This window comes from Wolbachia endosymbiont of Folsomia candida, assembly GCF_001931755.2.
Lineage (GTDB): Bacteria > Pseudomonadota > Alphaproteobacteria > Rickettsiales > Anaplasmataceae > Wolbachia.
In genome coordinates, this window is sequence record NZ_CP015510.2 from 1,383,928 (window position 1) to 1,399,830 (window position 15,903).

Sequence of the window (15,903 nt, forward strand, 5' to 3'; positions counted from 1 at the left end):
GAATCCAATGCAGCTTTGGCTACTAAAATCAGAACCAAGTGACTATTCATGGCAAAAAATGGCAGTAGATAAGGTGGCTGACTGGAATGGTGTGTGCAACTATCAAGCTCAAAACTATATGAAAACTATGAAGCTCGGTGACTTTGCATTTTTCTATCATACAGGCAAAGAGAAAGCGATACTTGGAATAGTTGAAGTGTCTAAAGAATATTATCATGCTGATCACCCTAAATTCGGACTGGTAGACGTAAAATTTTCCAGACCTTTAAGTAACCAGGTCGCATTATATGATATAAAACAAAACCCACTTTTAAAAGACATGAGCATATTAAAACAACCACGTTTATCAGTTTCTCCAGTTTCGGAAATTGAATGGAATGAAATAATCAGAATGAGTCAAGAGTTGGTCTAACAGAGATGCATTAAACTCAAATGTGATTAGCAATACTATTTAGTGCGGCTATGATCTTTCTTGTTACTGGCTTTTTCAACACTACCTTCCTCAAGCTTACTGCCTATAGCATCTGTTTTAGTTGTTTTTGCCACATCTTTTACTTTACTAGCACGCTCTGATTGCGATTCCTTATACGTTTCCATGTTGTCATATATAGGATTACTTATTATTTCTATTTTTTTAGATGTGAAAGCCCGTGCTAAAAACCCTCCTATAATTGGTATTGACTTTAATAGGCTTCTCGATTTTAAATGCCCCTGCTCTCTTTGTTGTGAATGCTGCTCTATTCTAGGACTTTTTATACCATACTTTTCATCATCAAATATGGGTCTTAAAGGCTTTTTAGGATTATGTATTGGGGGCTTCACATTATTTTCCCCAGTTTTTTGAGATGTAGACTTAACCTTAGTATCTTCATATTCTGTAGTCATCTCTCGTTTTATTATGTAATATGATTAATATTATATAATAATTACTAAATTATGGTTAATTGCAAGATAGAAATATTAAAATAATTGTAAATTTTATCAGTAAATATATAATATACATTTAAAGTTAGAGGTTTAGTCTATATGAGGTATAAAATTGCTGTTGTTGGTGCAACTGGAAGAGTGGGTCGTGAAGTATTAAGCATACTTGATGAATTTCAGAGCGAAGGAAGAATTGCAGTCGATTCTGTGGTAGCACTTGCATCAAAAAAATCAGAGGGAAAAAAAATAAGCTTTGGTGATGAAGGATTAATTATTTCATGTCTTGAAGGCCATAGCTTTGTTGGAACCGATATAGCAATTTTTTGCGCTGGATCTAATATTTCCGAAAGGTATGCACCAATTGCAACGCAGGCTGGGTGCATTGTGATAGATAATACTTCTTATTTCAGAATGAAAGATGGTGTGCCACTCATCATTCCGGAGATCAATCAAGAAAAAATCACTGAATATAAAAATCATAATATAATATCCAATCCAAACTGTACTACAATACAGATGCTGCTAGTACTACACTTGCTACATAAACAAGCAAAAATAAAGAGAATTGTTGCTTCAACGTATCAATCAACTTCTGGTGCAGGCAAAGCAGCTATGGATGAACTCTACAATCAGACGAAAAAAATATTCATGAATGAAGCTAAAAAGCCTGAAATATTTCCTAAACAAATAGCATTTAATTGCATTCCTCACATAGGAGAATTCATGGAAAATGGTTCTACAAAAGAAGAATGGAAAATGCGAGAGGAAACGGAAAAAATTTTAGGGGAAAATGTAAAAGTTACTGCAACTTGTGTTAGGGTACCTGTTTTTATTGGTCACGCTATAGCAGTAAATGTAGAGTTTCATGATGCGATGACAGAAGAAACTGCCTATGAAATATTCAGTAACGCTGATGATTATGGGGTTTTGCTGCAGGACAAACGAGAAGATGGTGAATATACAACTCAAATTGATGTTGTGCAGGAAGATGCTGTATACATATCACGTATTAGAAAAGATGATACAGTTCAGCATGGTTTAAATATGTGGATAGTGGCTGACAATTTGCGTAAAGGTGCAGCGCTAAATATAGTACAGATTTTGGAGATTTTGGTAAGAGAACATTTGCAGCTCAAGCTTGTATAGCTAAATAAAATAAGTTTATTTTTCTCTATTTGTCAGGCCTATATAAGTTAATATAGGAGCGGAAATAAATATTGAAGAATACGCGCCAACTAAAATACCAAAAAAGATAATTAAGCTAAAATCTCTAACTACATCCCTGCAGATTAATATTAAAGGTAGAGCAGCAAGAAGAGTTGTACCAGAAGTTAATATAGTGCGGGATAGTGTAGCATTAATACTTGTATCTACTATCTCATTAATTTGTTTATTTTTGCTGCTTTTGCAATACTCCCGAATCCGATCGTATATAACTACTGAATTATTGATTGAATAACCGATAACAGTGAGCAAAGCAGCAGTTGATGAGATGTTAAACTCAACCCTGATAAGGCTAATAAAACCAATAGTTAAAATTACGTCGTGAACTAATGCTATTATGCCACCAAACCCACACTGCCAGTTAAATCTAAACCAAACATAAAAAAATATTCCAACAATTGCAATCACCATTGATAACATTCCTTCAAATATCTGCGTTGAGCTTATTTGTGGACCTACATAATCTATTTTTCGATAGGCTATTGAGTCACTTAACTTTCCTTCTAGTATGCTTTTTATTTCTTTGATTTTATTTTCATCACCTTCATCTTTAAAACGCATAACCAAATTATCGCCTGCCTGTGAACTTTGTACTATAAAACCATTTTCCTTTAGCGCATCAAGAATAGAAAGATCCTCATTTGACGATTTTATTTCTATCAAAATTCCACCTGTAAAGTCTATTCCTAAATTGATTCCACGTAATGTAATAATAAATATTGAAAAGATGGTAAGAATAATGCTAATTAATGCAGTTAATTTCCTATATTTACTAAATTTTATATCGAGGTTATCTGGAATCAATCTAAGTGCCATATTCTTTGGTTAAAATCACAACTTGAATTCTATATATAGCTAAAATAGATAGGGTTTACCATTTTTTTGTCACCCTACATAGAATCCAGAACCTGTGAATCCCTTCGGTCACATGAAATATCTTGACTTCACGTGTATTAGGAAGCATTTTATATTTGTTGTGCCCATAGCTCAGCTGGATAGAGCAACAGCCTTCTAAGCTGTGGGTCGTAGGTTCGAATCCTACTGGGCACACTTTTCAAATCAGTATTTTCTATAAATTTTTAAATACTCTGGTACTATATTTTCAATTGATAATGGTAAAATTTTTATTGTTTCAAGGTCATTCGACTTTTCGATTGAGCTATTCATCATAACTCTCACCTGATCTCGAGTAAGCATAGGGCTAGTATCACCTGTTATGGGCTTGAGCAGCATGGAAATAATTCTACTTTCTAAGAAAAAAGCCATCAATTTTGCCATTGGGAAAGATATATTGACAAATAAGCATTTCCTATTCGTCACATTAAGGATGAATTTTAATAGGCTCTTGAAAGAGTAAACTTTCGGTCCACCTACATTATAAACCTTCTTATCTTGCTTATTAAGACTAATAATGCGATACACCAATTCAGCTAGATCTGTTACACATATTGGTTGAAATTTGGTTGCTCCATTGCCAATTAGTGGCAAAAAAGGGAGAATAGCTGCTAGTCTTCCAAATTTATTAAAAAACTTATCTTCTTTACCAAACACAAGGCTTGGCTTAATTATTATTGCCTCGGGAAACTCAGAGGTTACTACTTTTTCACCCTCAAGTTTACTTTGAGCATATTTTGACAATTTGCTATTTTCAATTCCCATAGCAGAAAAATGTATCACCATTGGTACATTTTTTATTTTTGCTGCTTTTGCTATTTTTTCAGCTATTGCAACGTGCGCAGTATGAAAACTAGATTTTTTCGTTTCATATAATATTCCTACTAAATTTATTACTACGTCACATTCTGTCATACTTTCCAGCAGTGATGTTTCATCAAAAAAATCGCCTTTAAATACTGAAATTTGTCCTAAATTACCACATAATTTAAGAGGAGCGGCTTTTTCTTGATTGTTAGTGAATATTCTTATTAAATACCCATCTGCTGCTAAGCGTCTTACTATATGTTTTCCTATGAACCCTGTTCCACCAAAAATAATTATACGTTTCGTCACAATTAAAGCTCCAAATAGTTTTTTTACCTTAAATTAATACAATGATTTCTTAATATTCTATTATGAATCATTGCACCATAAATCCCAATTATGGATTAACCAAAGCAAAAAGTATAGGGAATAAGATCTATTAGACCTCTTCCAGGACCTGTTTTTGATGAGGAATTTGTAGGAGAAGTGAAGATGAGCACCACAGAATACTCAAATGTATTTTAGGAGCAGAGACGAGCTTTGACGACAAAATTGCCTTCAGAAATCGTGTTATGTAAGATGTCTATTGCAAAAGCAGAGAAAAATGGCAATACATTATGAAGTAGTAGCAAAAACACCTTTCTTGTAAGCATGACAAATTGCTGTAGCAAGAGCGTCAGCAGTATGATGACATTTTACATCCAAATTTTTAATTATTTGTTTCACCATAAATATAATCTGATTTTTATCTGCATGGCCGTTTCCTGTGATACTTTTTTTTATGTAGTTCGCATCATACTCACTTATAGCCAGGTTAGTTATTTTTAACGCTAAAATCGCAACTCCCCTTGCATACCCTAAAGTTAGCGAAGATTTTGGATTTTTATTAACAAAAATTTTCTCCACAGCAGCTTCATCTGGAGAATATATAGAAATTACTTTCTTTAATTCCTCAAAAATTATGTGCAAACGTTCACCTATATCAAGCTTACTGCACGTTGATATAGTACTTCCACCCAAAAATTCAATATTATTCCTTTCACTGAGACTAATAATAGCCCACCCAGTTTTGTTTATTCCAGGATCAAGGCCTATTATCTTAATCACTTAATAAGCACTTAGCCAATAAATAAATACAAATAAAAATATCCAAACTATATCTACAAAGTGCCAATACCAAGAGGCAAACTCAAAACACAAATGGTCTTGTGGTGTGAATTGTTCTTTGAGTGCTCTAAACAAACACACCGTTAAAAATATTAGCCCTATTATAACGTGTACACAGTGAAATCCGGTAATCATATAAAAATTGGATGTATAAATAAGCTTTTCTCCTGCTTCTTGTAGAGAAAAACTCGCTTCATAATACTCTATGGCTTGCACTATTATAAAAAAAACTCCGAGCAATATAGTAATGGATAGCATATTAATCATGTTCTTTTTATTATTTTCAAGTAAAGAGTGATGTGCTGAAGTAAGTGTTGTACCTGAAAGTAATAATATTAACGTATTCATGAATGGTAGCGACCACGGATCAGGAGGTGAAATTCCTTCTGGAGGCCACTGGACTTTTCTTACAGGGGAAAATGCTTCAAATAAAAACACTGGATCAAGCCAGGCTTTAAAGAATGAACAGAAGAAGGCTATAAAGAATACAACTTCTGAGAGGATAAATACATACATCGCAAGCTTAAGCCCATGCTTTACGATAGTAGTATGGCACTTATCATGAATGGCTTCTCTTATTACATCTCGCCACCAATAGAACAAAATTCCTGATACTGAAGAAACTCCGAAAATCAAACCAAATATTCCAAAAAGTTGCTTATGAAGCATACCAACTAATCCAAGTGCAAGAATAAGAATCGCTGCTGATATAGCAATTGGCCATGGACTTGGGTCCACTAAATGAAAATCATGTTCTTTACTTTTCATATTATTTTTACAGTAGAATCAACGTACTCAAGCATATAAATTAGCTTAAAATTGTCAAGATTCCTTAAAAATTTGACGAAATTTTATACACATCGTGAACACCTGTTACAAATGTTTAATAAGTTATTAAATATGAATACATAATTAATACGTTTTTTTGACATTACGTTGAGCATTTCTCCTCTGAATATATCATGACTATATATTATTCGCTTTGAGAGGTATAAAATGCTTAACCCTGCTAGTATTATAGCATGTTCATATGTTAAAAATTATTGGAAAAAAACACCAAACAGCTATCAAAAAATCTCAATAGGTCTTGTTGTATCAGGCATAGCTATAGCCGGAATTATAATTGTAGCTATGCGTATCGACTCCCCCCCTTTGCTAGTCAACATACTAACCGCTATACTAGTACCACTTGCATTATATTTTTTATACAATCTTTATAACCTCTGCAAAATTATATATAAGCAGCATTATGTTAAAGAAGAAAAAGCCACAAATGAAGCCCTGAATATTATTGCTTTAGGTAGCTCTACTGAAGCGGTAAAAACAGTTGACTGTTATGAGCTAATTGATTCTTTACCTAAGAATATTCCGGAATTCGTGTTGGAATCTCTTAAAAAGTTTTCTCTTCAAAATCCGCATAAAGCATTTGATTTGATTATGTGTGTCAAACAAACTGAATCAATAATCAATGGATTGGCAAAAGATATAAAAGATAAGTTTTATAATTTTATTGTACCAACTGGTAATATTGACGAGAAAATAAAGCTAACAATGAGTATTCAAAGCATTGAATCACTGATGAAAAAAGCAAGTCAATCTGCAAGGGATGAATTTTATGAGCCTTTAATGAGATCAGTTTTTATTGATCATCAAAGAGCTTATAATTCTGCTATATGGATATGTAAAGTTGACAAACTATTTAATGAAATAAGCCATCCTATAAAAGATAGGTTTTATAAATATGTAATGAACTTAACTTTAACTAACCATGAAAAAGCTTATAGTCTGGCTACATGGATACGTGACAATGACGCTCTACTTAATAGAGTGAAACAGTGCACAAAATCTAAATCTTATGAATATATACTGAGTTTAAGTTTAACTGATCATGAAAAAGCTCACGATTTAGCTACATTCATAGATGAAGTCAATGATCTATTTAATGAAATAAGGCCACCTATACGAGATAAATTTTTTGATCCCATCATACAGCTTGCTTACACAAATCGTGGTGACGCATTAATTATAGCTACTGTAGTAAAGGAAATAGATCAAATTGTATCTTGTATTACTAACAAAGAGCTTATAGATCATTTCGATGAGTCTTTTACTTTTACTGAAATACAAAGCATTTATGAAAGATCTAAGGTCATTGGATTTGCAAAAAAATGTAAGAAAATAAGTGAAAAAACGCTAGGTGAAATACAAAATTTTATAAACATGCACACCGAAGGTACTTCACCAGAAGGAATCATTAAACAAGCAGAAGTTGTGAATCATTTAGAAATGGTTGGAAATAGGAAGTTGTAGATGTGCTGCAGGAGAATAAAAGTGCAAAAAAGCCTTTTATTACTGGTACTTCCTTCGTTGACTAATCTAGAGTTATGGTTTTCATGGAAAAGAGTGGCGGGAGTGATGAGACTCGAACTCACGACCTCATGCGTGACAGGCATGCGCTCTAACCAACTGAGCTACACCCCCCTTTTTACTTAGTAACGATAGTTTCAACTTCAAAGCTAATAAACATGCTGCTATTTGTCAATATTTTTTGTTTGCACTTTGTTATCTTTTCTATTACTATATAAATAATTTGATTTCACACATGGCAGGTACAAGTAGTCCCTTTAGGGCAATGCCATGGAAGATAAACTATTTGGAGGAATAAATATGGCAAATTTGCCTGAAGTCACTGTGCGTGACTTAGCCGGATCTGGTGTACATTTTGGTCACAAAACTGGTCGTTGGAACGCAAAAATGGCTCCATATATATATGGGGTACATCAAGAAAATCGTATACATATAATCGATTTGAGAAAAACATTACCATTGCTGCAGATAGCTATGAAGGCTTTGCATGACGTTGCATCTCAGGGTGGTCGTATTCTATTTGTGGGTACAAAGTTTCAAGCTTTAGATATTATTGCAAGTGAAGCAATTCGTTGTGGTCAATACTATGTAAATTATCGTTGGCTTGGTGGCATGTTGACTAATTGGGGTACAGTTTCTACTTCGATAAAAACATTAATCCAATATGAGAAAATATTAAATGATGAGGACAGCCTTTTAACAAAAAAAGAATTAGGGAATATTGATAAGAAAAAGGAAAAGCTTGATAAGGCGCTTGGTGGTATTAGAGAAATGGGAGCGGTTCCTGATATCTTGTTTATTATTGATACTAATAAAGAGCATATTGCAGTTAAGGAAGCCAAAAAATTAGGAATTCCAATAGTTGCAATACTTGATACTAATTCCGATCCTGATGGTATTACTTATCCTATACCTGGAAATGATGATTCAAGAAAATCAATAGAGCTATATTGTAGATTGGCCGCTGATTTTATATTAGCTGGTATAGAATCTAGTTTAACGAGATCTGGACTGAAAATTGATGAAATAAATGATGACGATTTTATTCAAGATAAAGAAGATGGTATTGTGCAAACTAAAAAAAGACGTAGTAAAGTTTATAAAGAAGACGAAAAGGAGGTAATAACAGATGAAAGTGAATCCAAATAACATAAAAGAATTACGTGATAGAACAGGACTTGGTTTAAGTGATTGTAAAAAAGCGTTAGAAGAGTGTGATGGTGATGTTGATAAAGCGGCTGGCAAGTTACGTGCGGTAGGACTTGCTAAAGCCGATAAAAAATCCGGTAGAGTCGCTTCAGATGGGCTTGTTGCTATGCATTTGATCGAAAATTGCGGCATGTTGGTTGAATTGAATTGTGAAACTGATTTTGTCGCTCGAAATGAAAGATTTATTGAGCTGGCTGAAAATTTAGCATCACTTGCTTGCAAGGAGCGCTGTACTAGTATCGATGAATTAAAAAGCATTAAATACGGAGATATTGGCACAGTACAAGAAGCAGTGATGAATGGAAGTTCAGTGCTTGGTGAGAAATTAGACCTAAATAAGACTTGTTATTTGGAAGCTAAAGATGGAATTATTGCAGGTTATGTGCATGGTGCTACATCTAACTTAGGTAAAATTGGTGCTTTAGTTGCACTGCAATCATCTGGTGATAAAGCAAAATTACAAGAGGTTGGAAAACAAATAGCAATGCACATAGTTGCTATGAAACCTGAAGCTTTGTCTGTAGATGATTTAGATCAAGAAAAGTTAAAAACTGAACGTTCTATAATTGAAGAGCAAGTAAAAGCCTTAAATAAACCTGAAGAGGTAACAAAAAAAATAGTGGATGGTCGTATAGCTAAATACTATGAAGAAGTTGTTTTATTAGAGCAAAAATTTATCAAGGATGACAAGATTAAGATTTCTGATTTTATAAAATCAAGTGAACTCAGTTTAAATTGTTCTATTAAATTATCTCATTATAAGTTACTTGTATTAGGCAATGCAAATTAAATAGCTAAAAATGACTACCTCAGAAGGTGAACAAAACAAAATAAAGTACTCCAGGCTCCTGTTTAAAATCTCTGGAGAGGCTTTGATGGGATCACAGCCTTTTGGTCATGATATGGGTGTAATAAACCAACTATGCAATGACATAGCTGATATTCATAAGCTTGGTGTTCAGGTGTGTATTGTTGTTGGTGGTGGAAACATTTTTCGTGGAACATCCGCTTCTTTGAGTGGCTGTGAAAGAGCAAGCAGTGATTATATTGGAATGCTTGCAACTATAATTAATGCTTTGATTCTACAAAATTTTTTAGAAAAAAACTCAGTAATTTCTAGAGTGTTGTCTGCTATACCAATGGCTGCTATATGTGAACCTTATATCAGACGAAAAGCTATTCGCCATTTAGAAAAAGGTAGAGTTGTAATATTTGCAGCGGGTACTGGTAATCCATTTTTTACAACAGACACAGCTGCAGCTTTACGTGCTGTTGAAATGAATTGTGATGTAATTCTAAAAGGTACGCAAGTAAGCGGTGTATATTCTGCTGATCCGAAAAAAAATGAGGATGCCGTAATGTACGACAGGCTCTCTTACACAGATTTGCTGGCACGTGATTTAAGAGTTATGGATGCATCAGCAATTTCACTTGCGCGTGAGAATTCAATTCCAATCATAGTTTTTTCTTTGAAGGGAGAAAAAATAGTTAATATCATTAAAGGCAAAGGAACTTATACTATAGTTTCAGATTCTAAACATTAGGTAATTTATGTTAAATGAGATAAAAACTAAAACAAAAGATAGAATGTTAAAAACTATTCAATCTTTTCACGACGATATTAAAGGTGTGCGAACCGGAAGAGCTAGTGCATCATTGCTTGATGGTATAGTTATAAATATCTATGGTGGGCACCAAAAGCTCAGCCAAGTAGCAGGTGTTTCGGCTACAGATAATAAAACTCTATCAATTAAAGTTTGGGATGCAAGTGTTATCAGTGAAGTAAAAAATGCTATATTAAATGCTAATCTTAATTTAAATCCTGTGATTGAGGGCAGCACAATACGGATAACTCTTCCAGACTTAACGCAGGAGACGCGTGAAAAATTAGTGAAGCTATTACACCAATTTGCTGAAAATGCACGAATTGCAATTAGGAATATACGCAGGGATATAATAGAAGAATTAAAAAACATGGAAAAAAATAAAGAAATTTCGGAAGATGATTACCATAACCTTCACGACGAGGTACAAAAAATTACTAATGATAATATAAAAAAGATTGATAGCGAGTTATCCACAAAAGAAAAGGATATATTGAGTCACTAAGTTAATATGAAAGGAACCTTCAGTAGTGAAAAAGAAAAAATTGCATGCAATGCCCTGGAGGTAGCTTATACACAACAGTACAAACGTTCCAGTATTGCACAATATTATACAGTAAATGATGTCATAAACATGCATGCTTTCTTGTCATCCCAGTGCCTTTTTTTCTTGTCATCCCAGTGCGTGACACTGGGATCCATCTTATTTTCATCATGGACATTATATGCTCCAAGAATCTGTTATACATTGCCCTCTTCCTGTCATCCAAGTAGCGGACTACTCAGATCCATCTTATTTTCATTATGGACATTATATGCTACAAGAATCTGTTGTTCATTGCATAATTTGCAAATATTTTTATACCTAGATCCCAGTGTCACGCACTGGGATGACAGGAAAGAGAGCTACTGGGATGACAGGGGAAAAAGGCGCTGGAATGACAGGAAAGAGGGCTACTTGGATGACACCTTTCAAGTGGAGGTTACTCCCAAACCACAATTTTTGTACAGTGATATACTAAGTACTCAGATAACATCTGGTCGTTTAGGTGAACTCTGAATGTTGAATCAAGAATCTTTACCAAAACATTTAGCAATTATTATGGATGGTAATGGGAGATGGGCAAATAGCCAAGGAAAAACAAAAACTGATGGTTATACAAAGGGTGGTGAAGTTGCATACGATATCGCTAAGCATTGTACAACTCTTACCATACCTTATTTAACTTTGTATGCATTTTCCATGGAAAATTGGCTGAGGCCTAAAGATGAAACTGATGGTCTGCTTGATTTATTTTACTCAATCTTAACTAATGAAGATAAGGTCAAGTTTTTTTGTGATTATAACATTAAACTGAATTTTATCGGTAATTTAAGTTTATTACCTACCAAAGTATTAGACCGAATTAAAAAAGTAGAAGAAATTACATATGAAAATGATAGTTTATTACTCACTATAGCAATCAGTTATGGAGCAAAACAAGAAATCATTCATGCGGTTAATAGTATTACCAAAAGTAATATTGGTCAAATATCAGAAGATGAATTTAAAAAATTTCTGTATACTAAGGATCTGCCAGAACTGGATCTATTAATTAGGACTGGTGGGGAAAAGAGACTAAGCAATTTTTTGTTATTGCAAGCAGCTTATGCCGAATTACACTTTTGTGACACTTTATGGCCTGATTTTTCTTGCCAAGATTTGAGTGAAGCACTAGAAGAATATAAAAAAAGAAAGAGGAGATATGGTAGATAATAATTTCATAATCAGAATGCTGTCTTCAATAGTGATATTGTTCATATTCTCTTTTGCTACATATTTTAGTGATTTATCCTTTTACCTGTTAATTTTCTCAATAGCAGTCTTATCTTCTTTTGAGTGGTACAATTTAACAGGAGGGAATAAAATTCTATATATTTTTGCATTATTACTAATTGCATTACCAAATGCTTCGTTAATATATTTGTACAATTTGCCACAAGGAAAATACGCATTAGTATGGCTTGTTTTAACCATTTGGGGAATCGATGTTACTGCCTATTTATTTGGCAAAAATTTCGGTGGAGCGAGAATTTGCGCAATGATTAGCCCTGGTAAAACTTGGTCAGGACTGCTCGGCGCAATATTAGCTGGAATGGTGTGTACAATTTTTGGATCGGTATTTTTTGGCTTATTTTCAATTCTTTATTCTCCAATCATTGGATTTGCAATCGCTATTTTAGCACAACTTGGCGATTTCACTGAATCATTCATGAAACGAGCCTATGGTGTTAAAGATAGTGGGGGTATCATACCAGGTCATGGTGGAGTGCTCGACCGTATGGACAGCTTCATTTTTACCGCTCCTCTTATCGCTATTTACATAAGTTAACCAACTTAAGGGAAATAAACACTACTGTTAAATTTCTTCTTGTAATTTGCCCTCTTCCTTTTCTGTAACTGCTTCTACAGTACATTCATGAACAAATGTAGTTTCGCAATAGGGGCAAGCAATTTCCTTTTCTTCCCCCATATCTAGATATATTAACGGGTGACCGGAACCTTCATCGCTCCCATCACCGTGACAACAAACTTTTCTATTATTAACTTTCACTGTTGACATGTTGCTCCTTTGATTTACAACATTTTATATATTAATTATACTCATTTTAGGATAAAAAGCAATAAACACTATTATCCTTTCTTTATTTCATTTAGGTTAATCAACTCATTTTGAACACCTTTCGGCACAAACTTGCTAACATCTCCTTTTAGCCTTGCTATTTCTTTTACAAAGCTTGATGAAATAAATTGGGTATCTTCAGAAGCAGGAAGAAATATGGTTTCAATTTCAGGAAGAAGTTTATAATTCACCCAACTCATTTGAAACTCATAATCAAAATCTGACACTGCTCTTAAGCCCCTAATAATAATAGAAGCATTCTGTTCTTTTGCAAAATTCATTAGCAATCCATTAAAAGATATAACATCTGCACCAATCCCTAATTCTTTAATTTCATTTTCAGCCATACTTGTGCGTAACTTTGCACTAAAAGCGGCATGCTTATTAATATTTTCTGCAACCCCGATTATTAATTTATCAACCAGTTTACACGCTCTTTTTATTATGTCAATATGGCCAAAAGTTATAGGATCAAACGTACCTGGATAAATGCCTATTCTATTATTAATTTCCATCCTTTGCTTTTATATAAACCACTTTAAAAATTTTTCATAGACATAATAACATTTTTATCTAAAAATGAAAGTATGTGTTTGGCCTGATAGCTCAGTTGGTAGAGCAAAGGACTGAAAATCCTTGTGTCGCTGGTTCGATTCCTGCTCAGGCCACCTTTCTGCATGTCGTTATTAATAATTTTTATTGATTAATATATTAATTTATACTATAATATTAATATATTAACTATTAAATTAAAATCATGATACATAAATATTATAATAAAGTGTTTAATATCTTATTAATTATAGCTTTATTATTTAGCAGCAGTTTTACTCATGCAAACACTCGCAAAAACTTGCACATAAGAAATGAACTTCTTTCAAAACTTTACTCTGATGAACAAATGCTAGAAGAATATGAGGCAGAAGAAGGAGTGTATTATGATGATTCGAACCCAGAACAGACAACGCAGTTACCAGTGGAAGTATCACCAGAGCTTCAAGAGAACTCCAATGATGACATAACACCTCTTTCGAAACCTATTTATAATGAGAAATTTTTAGAAGAGGCTGAGACGAGCACCACAGAATACTCAAATGTATTTGAGGAGCACAGTCAAACTTCGACAACAAAGCTGCCATCAGAAATCGAGTTTCAAAAAAGTTCTATAGTTGTTGGTTTAGTAAAAACAGAAGAAGAAACATACCCACATGAGCTTGGATTATCTCAAAATGTGTATGAGATGTTCAATAGCTTTGGAGTTAAAACTGTATTAATTGATTATAATAAAATAATTAACCTTAAAAAAATTCAAGAAGAGTCACTGAGCCTTGCACATCAAGATGAGATGCTTGCAAGAAAGTTAACATTAGATCGAATAAAAATTGAAGTTGCAAAATTTGTTGAAGAAAAAAAAATAAATAGAATATTTATTCCAGGCAATTATTATAATCTACATTCAGAACCATTTCCTCCTACTCCATACCGCCAGCTTGTTACAGAGGCAATTGTGAAAGTGGTGGATGATAACCCTACAATTCACTTACTTGGAATATGTGGCGGTTTGCAGGGCATTATGAGTGCAAAAGGAATTGAAGTAGTACATGTGGCAAATATGGTGAATGATGAAGAGGAGCAAAGATCTCATTTAAAATCTGCACCTAACCCACAGGAGGAATGTGTACCTCTCCAACAGATAAAAATAGTTCCGAATAGTCGTTTAGCAGACGTAGTAGGTAAATTCTTAATACCTGACGAGAATGGCTGGTTTTCAACGTGCTTTCCAGATGCTCATTCAGGAGCAGTGAATAATACACCAGAAAACAGAAGTAAATTAGAGTCACTTGGATATAAAATTGTAGCATTTTCGAAAGATGGAGTAATAGAAGCGATTGAAGATAAGCATGGCAATGTTTATTTCCAGAGTCACCCTGAAGCTCTTGTGGTAAAATCAGATAAAAACATCTATTTGTCAAATCAGAAGGAACGTCAAGTGTCAACATTAGTTGCTATAGCAATTATAAATGACTTTCTTTACCGTGCTTGATTAACGTCGAGTGTTATTTTATGCCTTGATTCCACTACGGTTTTATATATAAAAATTCAACTATCAATGGTAATTTAAAGAGAAAAAATACTCTATTTATACCTGAAAACACATTCTGTTGACAACTTTCAAGTAAATATTAATAATGTGAAAAAGAAATTCAGGGGTGCATATGAATTCAACCACTATTAATTGTACATTGTTTGTTGTAATCACCTATTTGTTGACATGTATTATGGCTTGGAGCTTACCTCCAGAATATGTAACATTAGCAACATTTGTTCCAGCTACAGTTGCAATTTTACTAACAGTTTACAATAAGCAAAAGATAAGAGATCTTTTTAAACGTAGTTCACTAAAAAATTGTTTATTGGGGGTTATAATTCCTGTTGTAGTTTTTATGTTATACAGTTGCATGTTATTAATAATTACGTGGTTAGGTTTTTCATTTTTGAATATGAAATACACGTTAGAGAAAGTAAAAGACTTTAGTGTAGCAAGGATATTATTTGTCCTGTTGGTGAGTTTTGCAATACAGATTGTGTGTACTCTTGGTGAAGAGATAGGTTGGCGCAGCTACCTGCTCAAAAACCTTAAAAGCCAAATACCAAATTTTTATATGAGAGCAACTGTTGTCGGTCTTATTTGGGGAATATGGCACATACCACTATATAAAGCTATTGGTCCATCGTTCTGGGAGGATGGTTTTACACTTCCGATTATTTGTGCTTTTATTCTTGCGATTTGTGCATATTCTATAATGTTCACCTGGTTATTTGAAAAAGATAATTCGGTTTGGCCAGTAAATATTGCTCATGCAACATCCAATTTTTTTACTCAAACTTTTCCGCTTTTATTTACAACAATATCTCTTCCAGTGCCAAATCATGTTTCAATAATTGGCCATATATTAATAGCGGTTGCATATTTTATTGTTGCAATGGGTGTTATTTGGTTTGATAAAACTCGTGGGCGTCGTTTGAGTAATTCATAAGCCAAA

At 33.6% G+C, this 15,903-nt stretch carries 18 protein-coding genes and 3 tRNA genes; 13 read left to right on the forward strand and 8 right to left on the reverse strand.

Features of this window, described 5'->3' with window-relative positions:
- The first annotated feature begins 7 nt into the window (after positions 1–7).
- Complete coding sequence (locus tag ASM33_RS06350) at positions 8–412, forward strand: EVE domain-containing protein (RefSeq protein ID WP_110409901.1); 405 nt, start codon at positions 8–10, stop codon at positions 410–412.
- A 35-nt stretch (positions 413–447) separates the two neighbouring features.
- On the opposite strand, the gene ASM33_RS06355 is transcribed toward ASM33_RS06350, so the two are convergent.
- Positions 448–885 carry a hypothetical protein gene (locus tag ASM33_RS06355; RefSeq protein WP_110409900.1) on the reverse strand — a complete coding sequence of 146 codons (438 nt, stop codon included), beginning with the start codon at positions 883–885 and terminating at the stop codon, positions 448–450.
- Between the two features lie 141 nt (positions 886–1,026).
- Here ASM33_RS06355 and ASM33_RS06360 point away from each other — a divergent pair, with 141 nt between their 5' ends.
- Positions 1,027–2,070, forward strand: a complete 1,044-nt coding sequence (locus tag ASM33_RS06360) for an aspartate-semialdehyde dehydrogenase (RefSeq protein ID WP_110409899.1) — start codon at positions 1,027–1,029, stop codon at positions 2,068–2,070.
- 15 nt (positions 2,071–2,085) lie between these two features.
- Here the strand turns inward: ASM33_RS06360 and secF are convergent, their stop codons facing one another.
- Positions 2,086–2,964 carry a protein translocase subunit SecF gene (gene secF / locus ASM33_RS06365; protein WP_110409898.1) on the reverse strand — a complete coding sequence of 293 codons (879 nt, stop codon included), beginning with the start codon at positions 2,962–2,964 and terminating at the stop codon, positions 2,086–2,088.
- Positions 2,965–3,124: 160 nt separating this feature from the next.
- Here secF and ASM33_RS06370 point away from each other — a divergent pair.
- Positions 3,125–3,198: transfer RNA gene (locus ASM33_RS06370), tRNA-Arg, on the forward strand.
- Between the two features lie 9 nt (positions 3,199–3,207).
- Here the strand turns inward: ASM33_RS06370 and ASM33_RS06375 are convergent.
- From ASM33_RS06375 to ASM33_RS06385, 3 genes are all read right to left on the reverse strand, one after another.
- Positions 3,208–4,158, reverse strand: coding sequence for a complex I NDUFA9 subunit family protein (locus ASM33_RS06375; protein ID WP_110409897.1), 951 nt, complete (start codon positions 4,156–4,158; stop codon positions 3,208–3,210).
- Between the two features lie 306 nt (positions 4,159–4,464).
- Positions 4,465–4,956: a crossover junction endodeoxyribonuclease RuvC gene (ruvC, locus tag ASM33_RS06380; RefSeq protein ID WP_110409896.1), complete on the reverse strand. Its 492-nt coding sequence runs from the start codon at positions 4,954–4,956 to the stop codon at positions 4,465–4,467.
- Entirely contained in the window at positions 4,957–5,784 is an 828-nt protein-coding gene (locus tag ASM33_RS06385; RefSeq protein WP_110409895.1) for a cytochrome c oxidase subunit 3, read from the reverse strand.
- 228 nt (positions 5,785–6,012) lie between these two features.
- On the opposite strand from ASM33_RS06385, the gene ASM33_RS06390 reads away from it, so the two are divergent.
- On the forward strand, positions 6,013–7,326 hold the full coding sequence (locus tag ASM33_RS06390) for a hypothetical protein (RefSeq protein WP_110409894.1): 1,314 nt from the start codon (positions 6,013–6,015) through the stop codon (positions 7,324–7,326).
- Between the two features lie 94 nt (positions 7,327–7,420).
- On the opposite strand, the gene ASM33_RS06395 is transcribed toward ASM33_RS06390, so the two are convergent.
- Positions 7,421–7,497: transfer RNA gene (locus ASM33_RS06395), tRNA-Asp, on the reverse strand.
- Positions 7,498–7,683: 186 nt separating this feature from the next.
- Here ASM33_RS06395 and rpsB point away from each other — a divergent pair.
- The 6 genes from rpsB (at position 7,684) to ASM33_RS06435 (ending at position 12,568) form a co-directional block, all read left to right on the forward strand.
- Positions 7,684–8,532 carry a 30S ribosomal protein S2 gene (gene rpsB, locus ASM33_RS06400; protein ID WP_110410566.1) on the forward strand — a complete coding sequence of 283 codons (849 nt, stop codon included), beginning with the start codon at positions 7,684–7,686 and terminating at the stop codon, positions 8,530–8,532.
- Positions 8,513–9,382: a translation elongation factor Ts gene (gene tsf, locus ASM33_RS06405; RefSeq protein ID WP_110409893.1), complete on the forward strand. Its 870-nt coding sequence runs from the start codon at positions 8,513–8,515 to the stop codon at positions 9,380–9,382. Before rpsB ends, tsf begins: the two co-directional genes overlap by 20 nt.
- A gap of 10 nt (positions 9,383–9,392) precedes the next feature.
- On the forward strand, positions 9,393–10,136 hold the full coding sequence (pyrH, locus tag ASM33_RS06410; RefSeq protein ID WP_110409892.1) for a UMP kinase: 744 nt from the start codon (positions 9,393–9,395) through the stop codon (positions 10,134–10,136).
- A gap of 7 nt (positions 10,137–10,143) precedes the next feature.
- On the forward strand, positions 10,144–10,701 hold the full coding sequence (frr, locus tag ASM33_RS06415) for a ribosome recycling factor (protein ID WP_110409891.1): 558 nt from the start codon (positions 10,144–10,146) through the stop codon (positions 10,699–10,701).
- Positions 10,702–11,256: 555 nt separating this feature from the next.
- Positions 11,257–11,952, forward strand: coding sequence for a polyprenyl diphosphate synthase (gene uppS / locus ASM33_RS06430; protein WP_110409888.1), 696 nt, complete (start codon positions 11,257–11,259; stop codon positions 11,950–11,952).
- Positions 11,942–12,568: a phosphatidate cytidylyltransferase gene (locus ASM33_RS06435; protein WP_110409887.1), complete on the forward strand. Its 627-nt coding sequence runs from the start codon at positions 11,942–11,944 to the stop codon at positions 12,566–12,568. The genes uppS and ASM33_RS06435 overlap by 11 nt, the downstream gene beginning before the upstream one ends.
- A 27-nt stretch (positions 12,569–12,595) precedes the next feature.
- Here the strand turns inward: ASM33_RS06435 and ASM33_RS06440 are convergent, their stop codons facing one another.
- Both ASM33_RS06440 and coaD read right to left on the reverse strand, forming a co-directional pair.
- Positions 12,596–12,799, reverse strand: coding sequence for a zinc-finger domain-containing protein (locus tag ASM33_RS06440; protein ID WP_110409886.1), 204 nt, complete (start codon positions 12,797–12,799; stop codon positions 12,596–12,598).
- Positions 12,800–12,870: 71 nt separating this feature from the next.
- Complete coding sequence (coaD, locus tag ASM33_RS06445; RefSeq protein WP_110409885.1) at positions 12,871–13,374, reverse strand: pantetheine-phosphate adenylyltransferase; 504 nt, start codon at positions 13,372–13,374, stop codon at positions 12,871–12,873.
- A gap of 80 nt (positions 13,375–13,454) precedes the next feature.
- Between coaD and ASM33_RS06450 the strand changes: the two genes are divergently transcribed.
- The 3 genes from ASM33_RS06450 (at position 13,455) to ASM33_RS06460 (ending at position 15,897) form a co-directional block, all read left to right on the forward strand.
- Positions 13,455–13,527, forward strand: a tRNA-Phe gene (locus ASM33_RS06450).
- 464 nt (positions 13,528–13,991) lie between these two features.
- Entirely contained in the window at positions 13,992–14,903 is a 912-nt protein-coding gene (locus ASM33_RS06455; RefSeq protein WP_237342976.1) for a gamma-glutamyl-gamma-aminobutyrate hydrolase family protein, read from the forward strand.
- Positions 14,904–15,075: 172 nt separating this feature from the next.
- Positions 15,076–15,897 (forward strand): CPBP family intramembrane glutamic endopeptidase, encoded by an 822-nt coding sequence (locus tag ASM33_RS06460; protein ID WP_110409884.1) that lies wholly within the window; start codon positions 15,076–15,078, stop codon positions 15,895–15,897.
- The last annotated feature ends 6 nt before the right edge of the window (positions 15,898–15,903 follow it).

Excerpts from the sequence above, each read along its gene's own strand:
- ASM33_RS06350 (WP_110409901.1), top strand. The coding sequence starts at position 8 with ATGCAGCTTTGGCTACTAAAATCAGAACCAAGTGACTATTCATGGCAA.
- ASM33_RS06355 (WP_110409900.1), bottom strand. The coding sequence starts at position 885 with ATGACTACAGAATATGAAGATACTAAGGTTAAGTCTACATCTCAAAAA.
- ASM33_RS06360 (WP_110409899.1), top strand. The coding sequence starts at position 1,027 with ATGAGGTATAAAATTGCTGTTGTTGGTGCAACTGGAAGAGTGGGTCGT.
- secF (WP_110409898.1), bottom strand. The coding sequence starts at position 2,964 with ATGGCACTTAGATTGATTCCAGATAACCTCGATATAAAATTTAGTAAA.
- ASM33_RS06385 (WP_110409895.1), bottom strand. The coding sequence starts at position 5,784 with ATGAAAAGTAAAGAACATGATTTTCATTTAGTGGACCCAAGTCCATGG.
- ASM33_RS06390 (WP_110409894.1), top strand. The coding sequence starts at position 6,013 with ATGCTTAACCCTGCTAGTATTATAGCATGTTCATATGTTAAAAATTAT.
- rpsB (WP_110410566.1), top strand. The coding sequence starts at position 7,684 with ATGGCAAATTTGCCTGAAGTCACTGTGCGTGACTTAGCCGGATCTGGT.
- tsf (WP_110409893.1), top strand. The coding sequence starts at position 8,513 with ATGAAAGTGAATCCAAATAACATAAAAGAATTACGTGATAGAACAGGA.
- pyrH (WP_110409892.1), top strand. The coding sequence starts at position 9,393 with ATGACTACCTCAGAAGGTGAACAAAACAAAATAAAGTACTCCAGGCTC.
- frr (WP_110409891.1), top strand. The coding sequence starts at position 10,144 with ATGTTAAATGAGATAAAAACTAAAACAAAAGATAGAATGTTAAAAACT.
- uppS (WP_110409888.1), top strand. The coding sequence starts at position 11,257 with ATGTTGAATCAAGAATCTTTACCAAAACATTTAGCAATTATTATGGAT.
- ASM33_RS06435 (WP_110409887.1), top strand. The coding sequence starts at position 11,942 with ATGGTAGATAATAATTTCATAATCAGAATGCTGTCTTCAATAGTGATA.
- ASM33_RS06440 (WP_110409886.1), bottom strand. The coding sequence starts at position 12,799 with ATGTCAACAGTGAAAGTTAATAATAGAAAAGTTTGTTGTCACGGTGAT.
- coaD (WP_110409885.1), bottom strand. The coding sequence starts at position 13,374 with ATGGAAATTAATAATAGAATAGGCATTTATCCAGGTACGTTTGATCCT.
- ASM33_RS06460 (WP_110409884.1), top strand. The coding sequence starts at position 15,076 with ATGAATTCAACCACTATTAATTGTACATTGTTTGTTGTAATCACCTAT.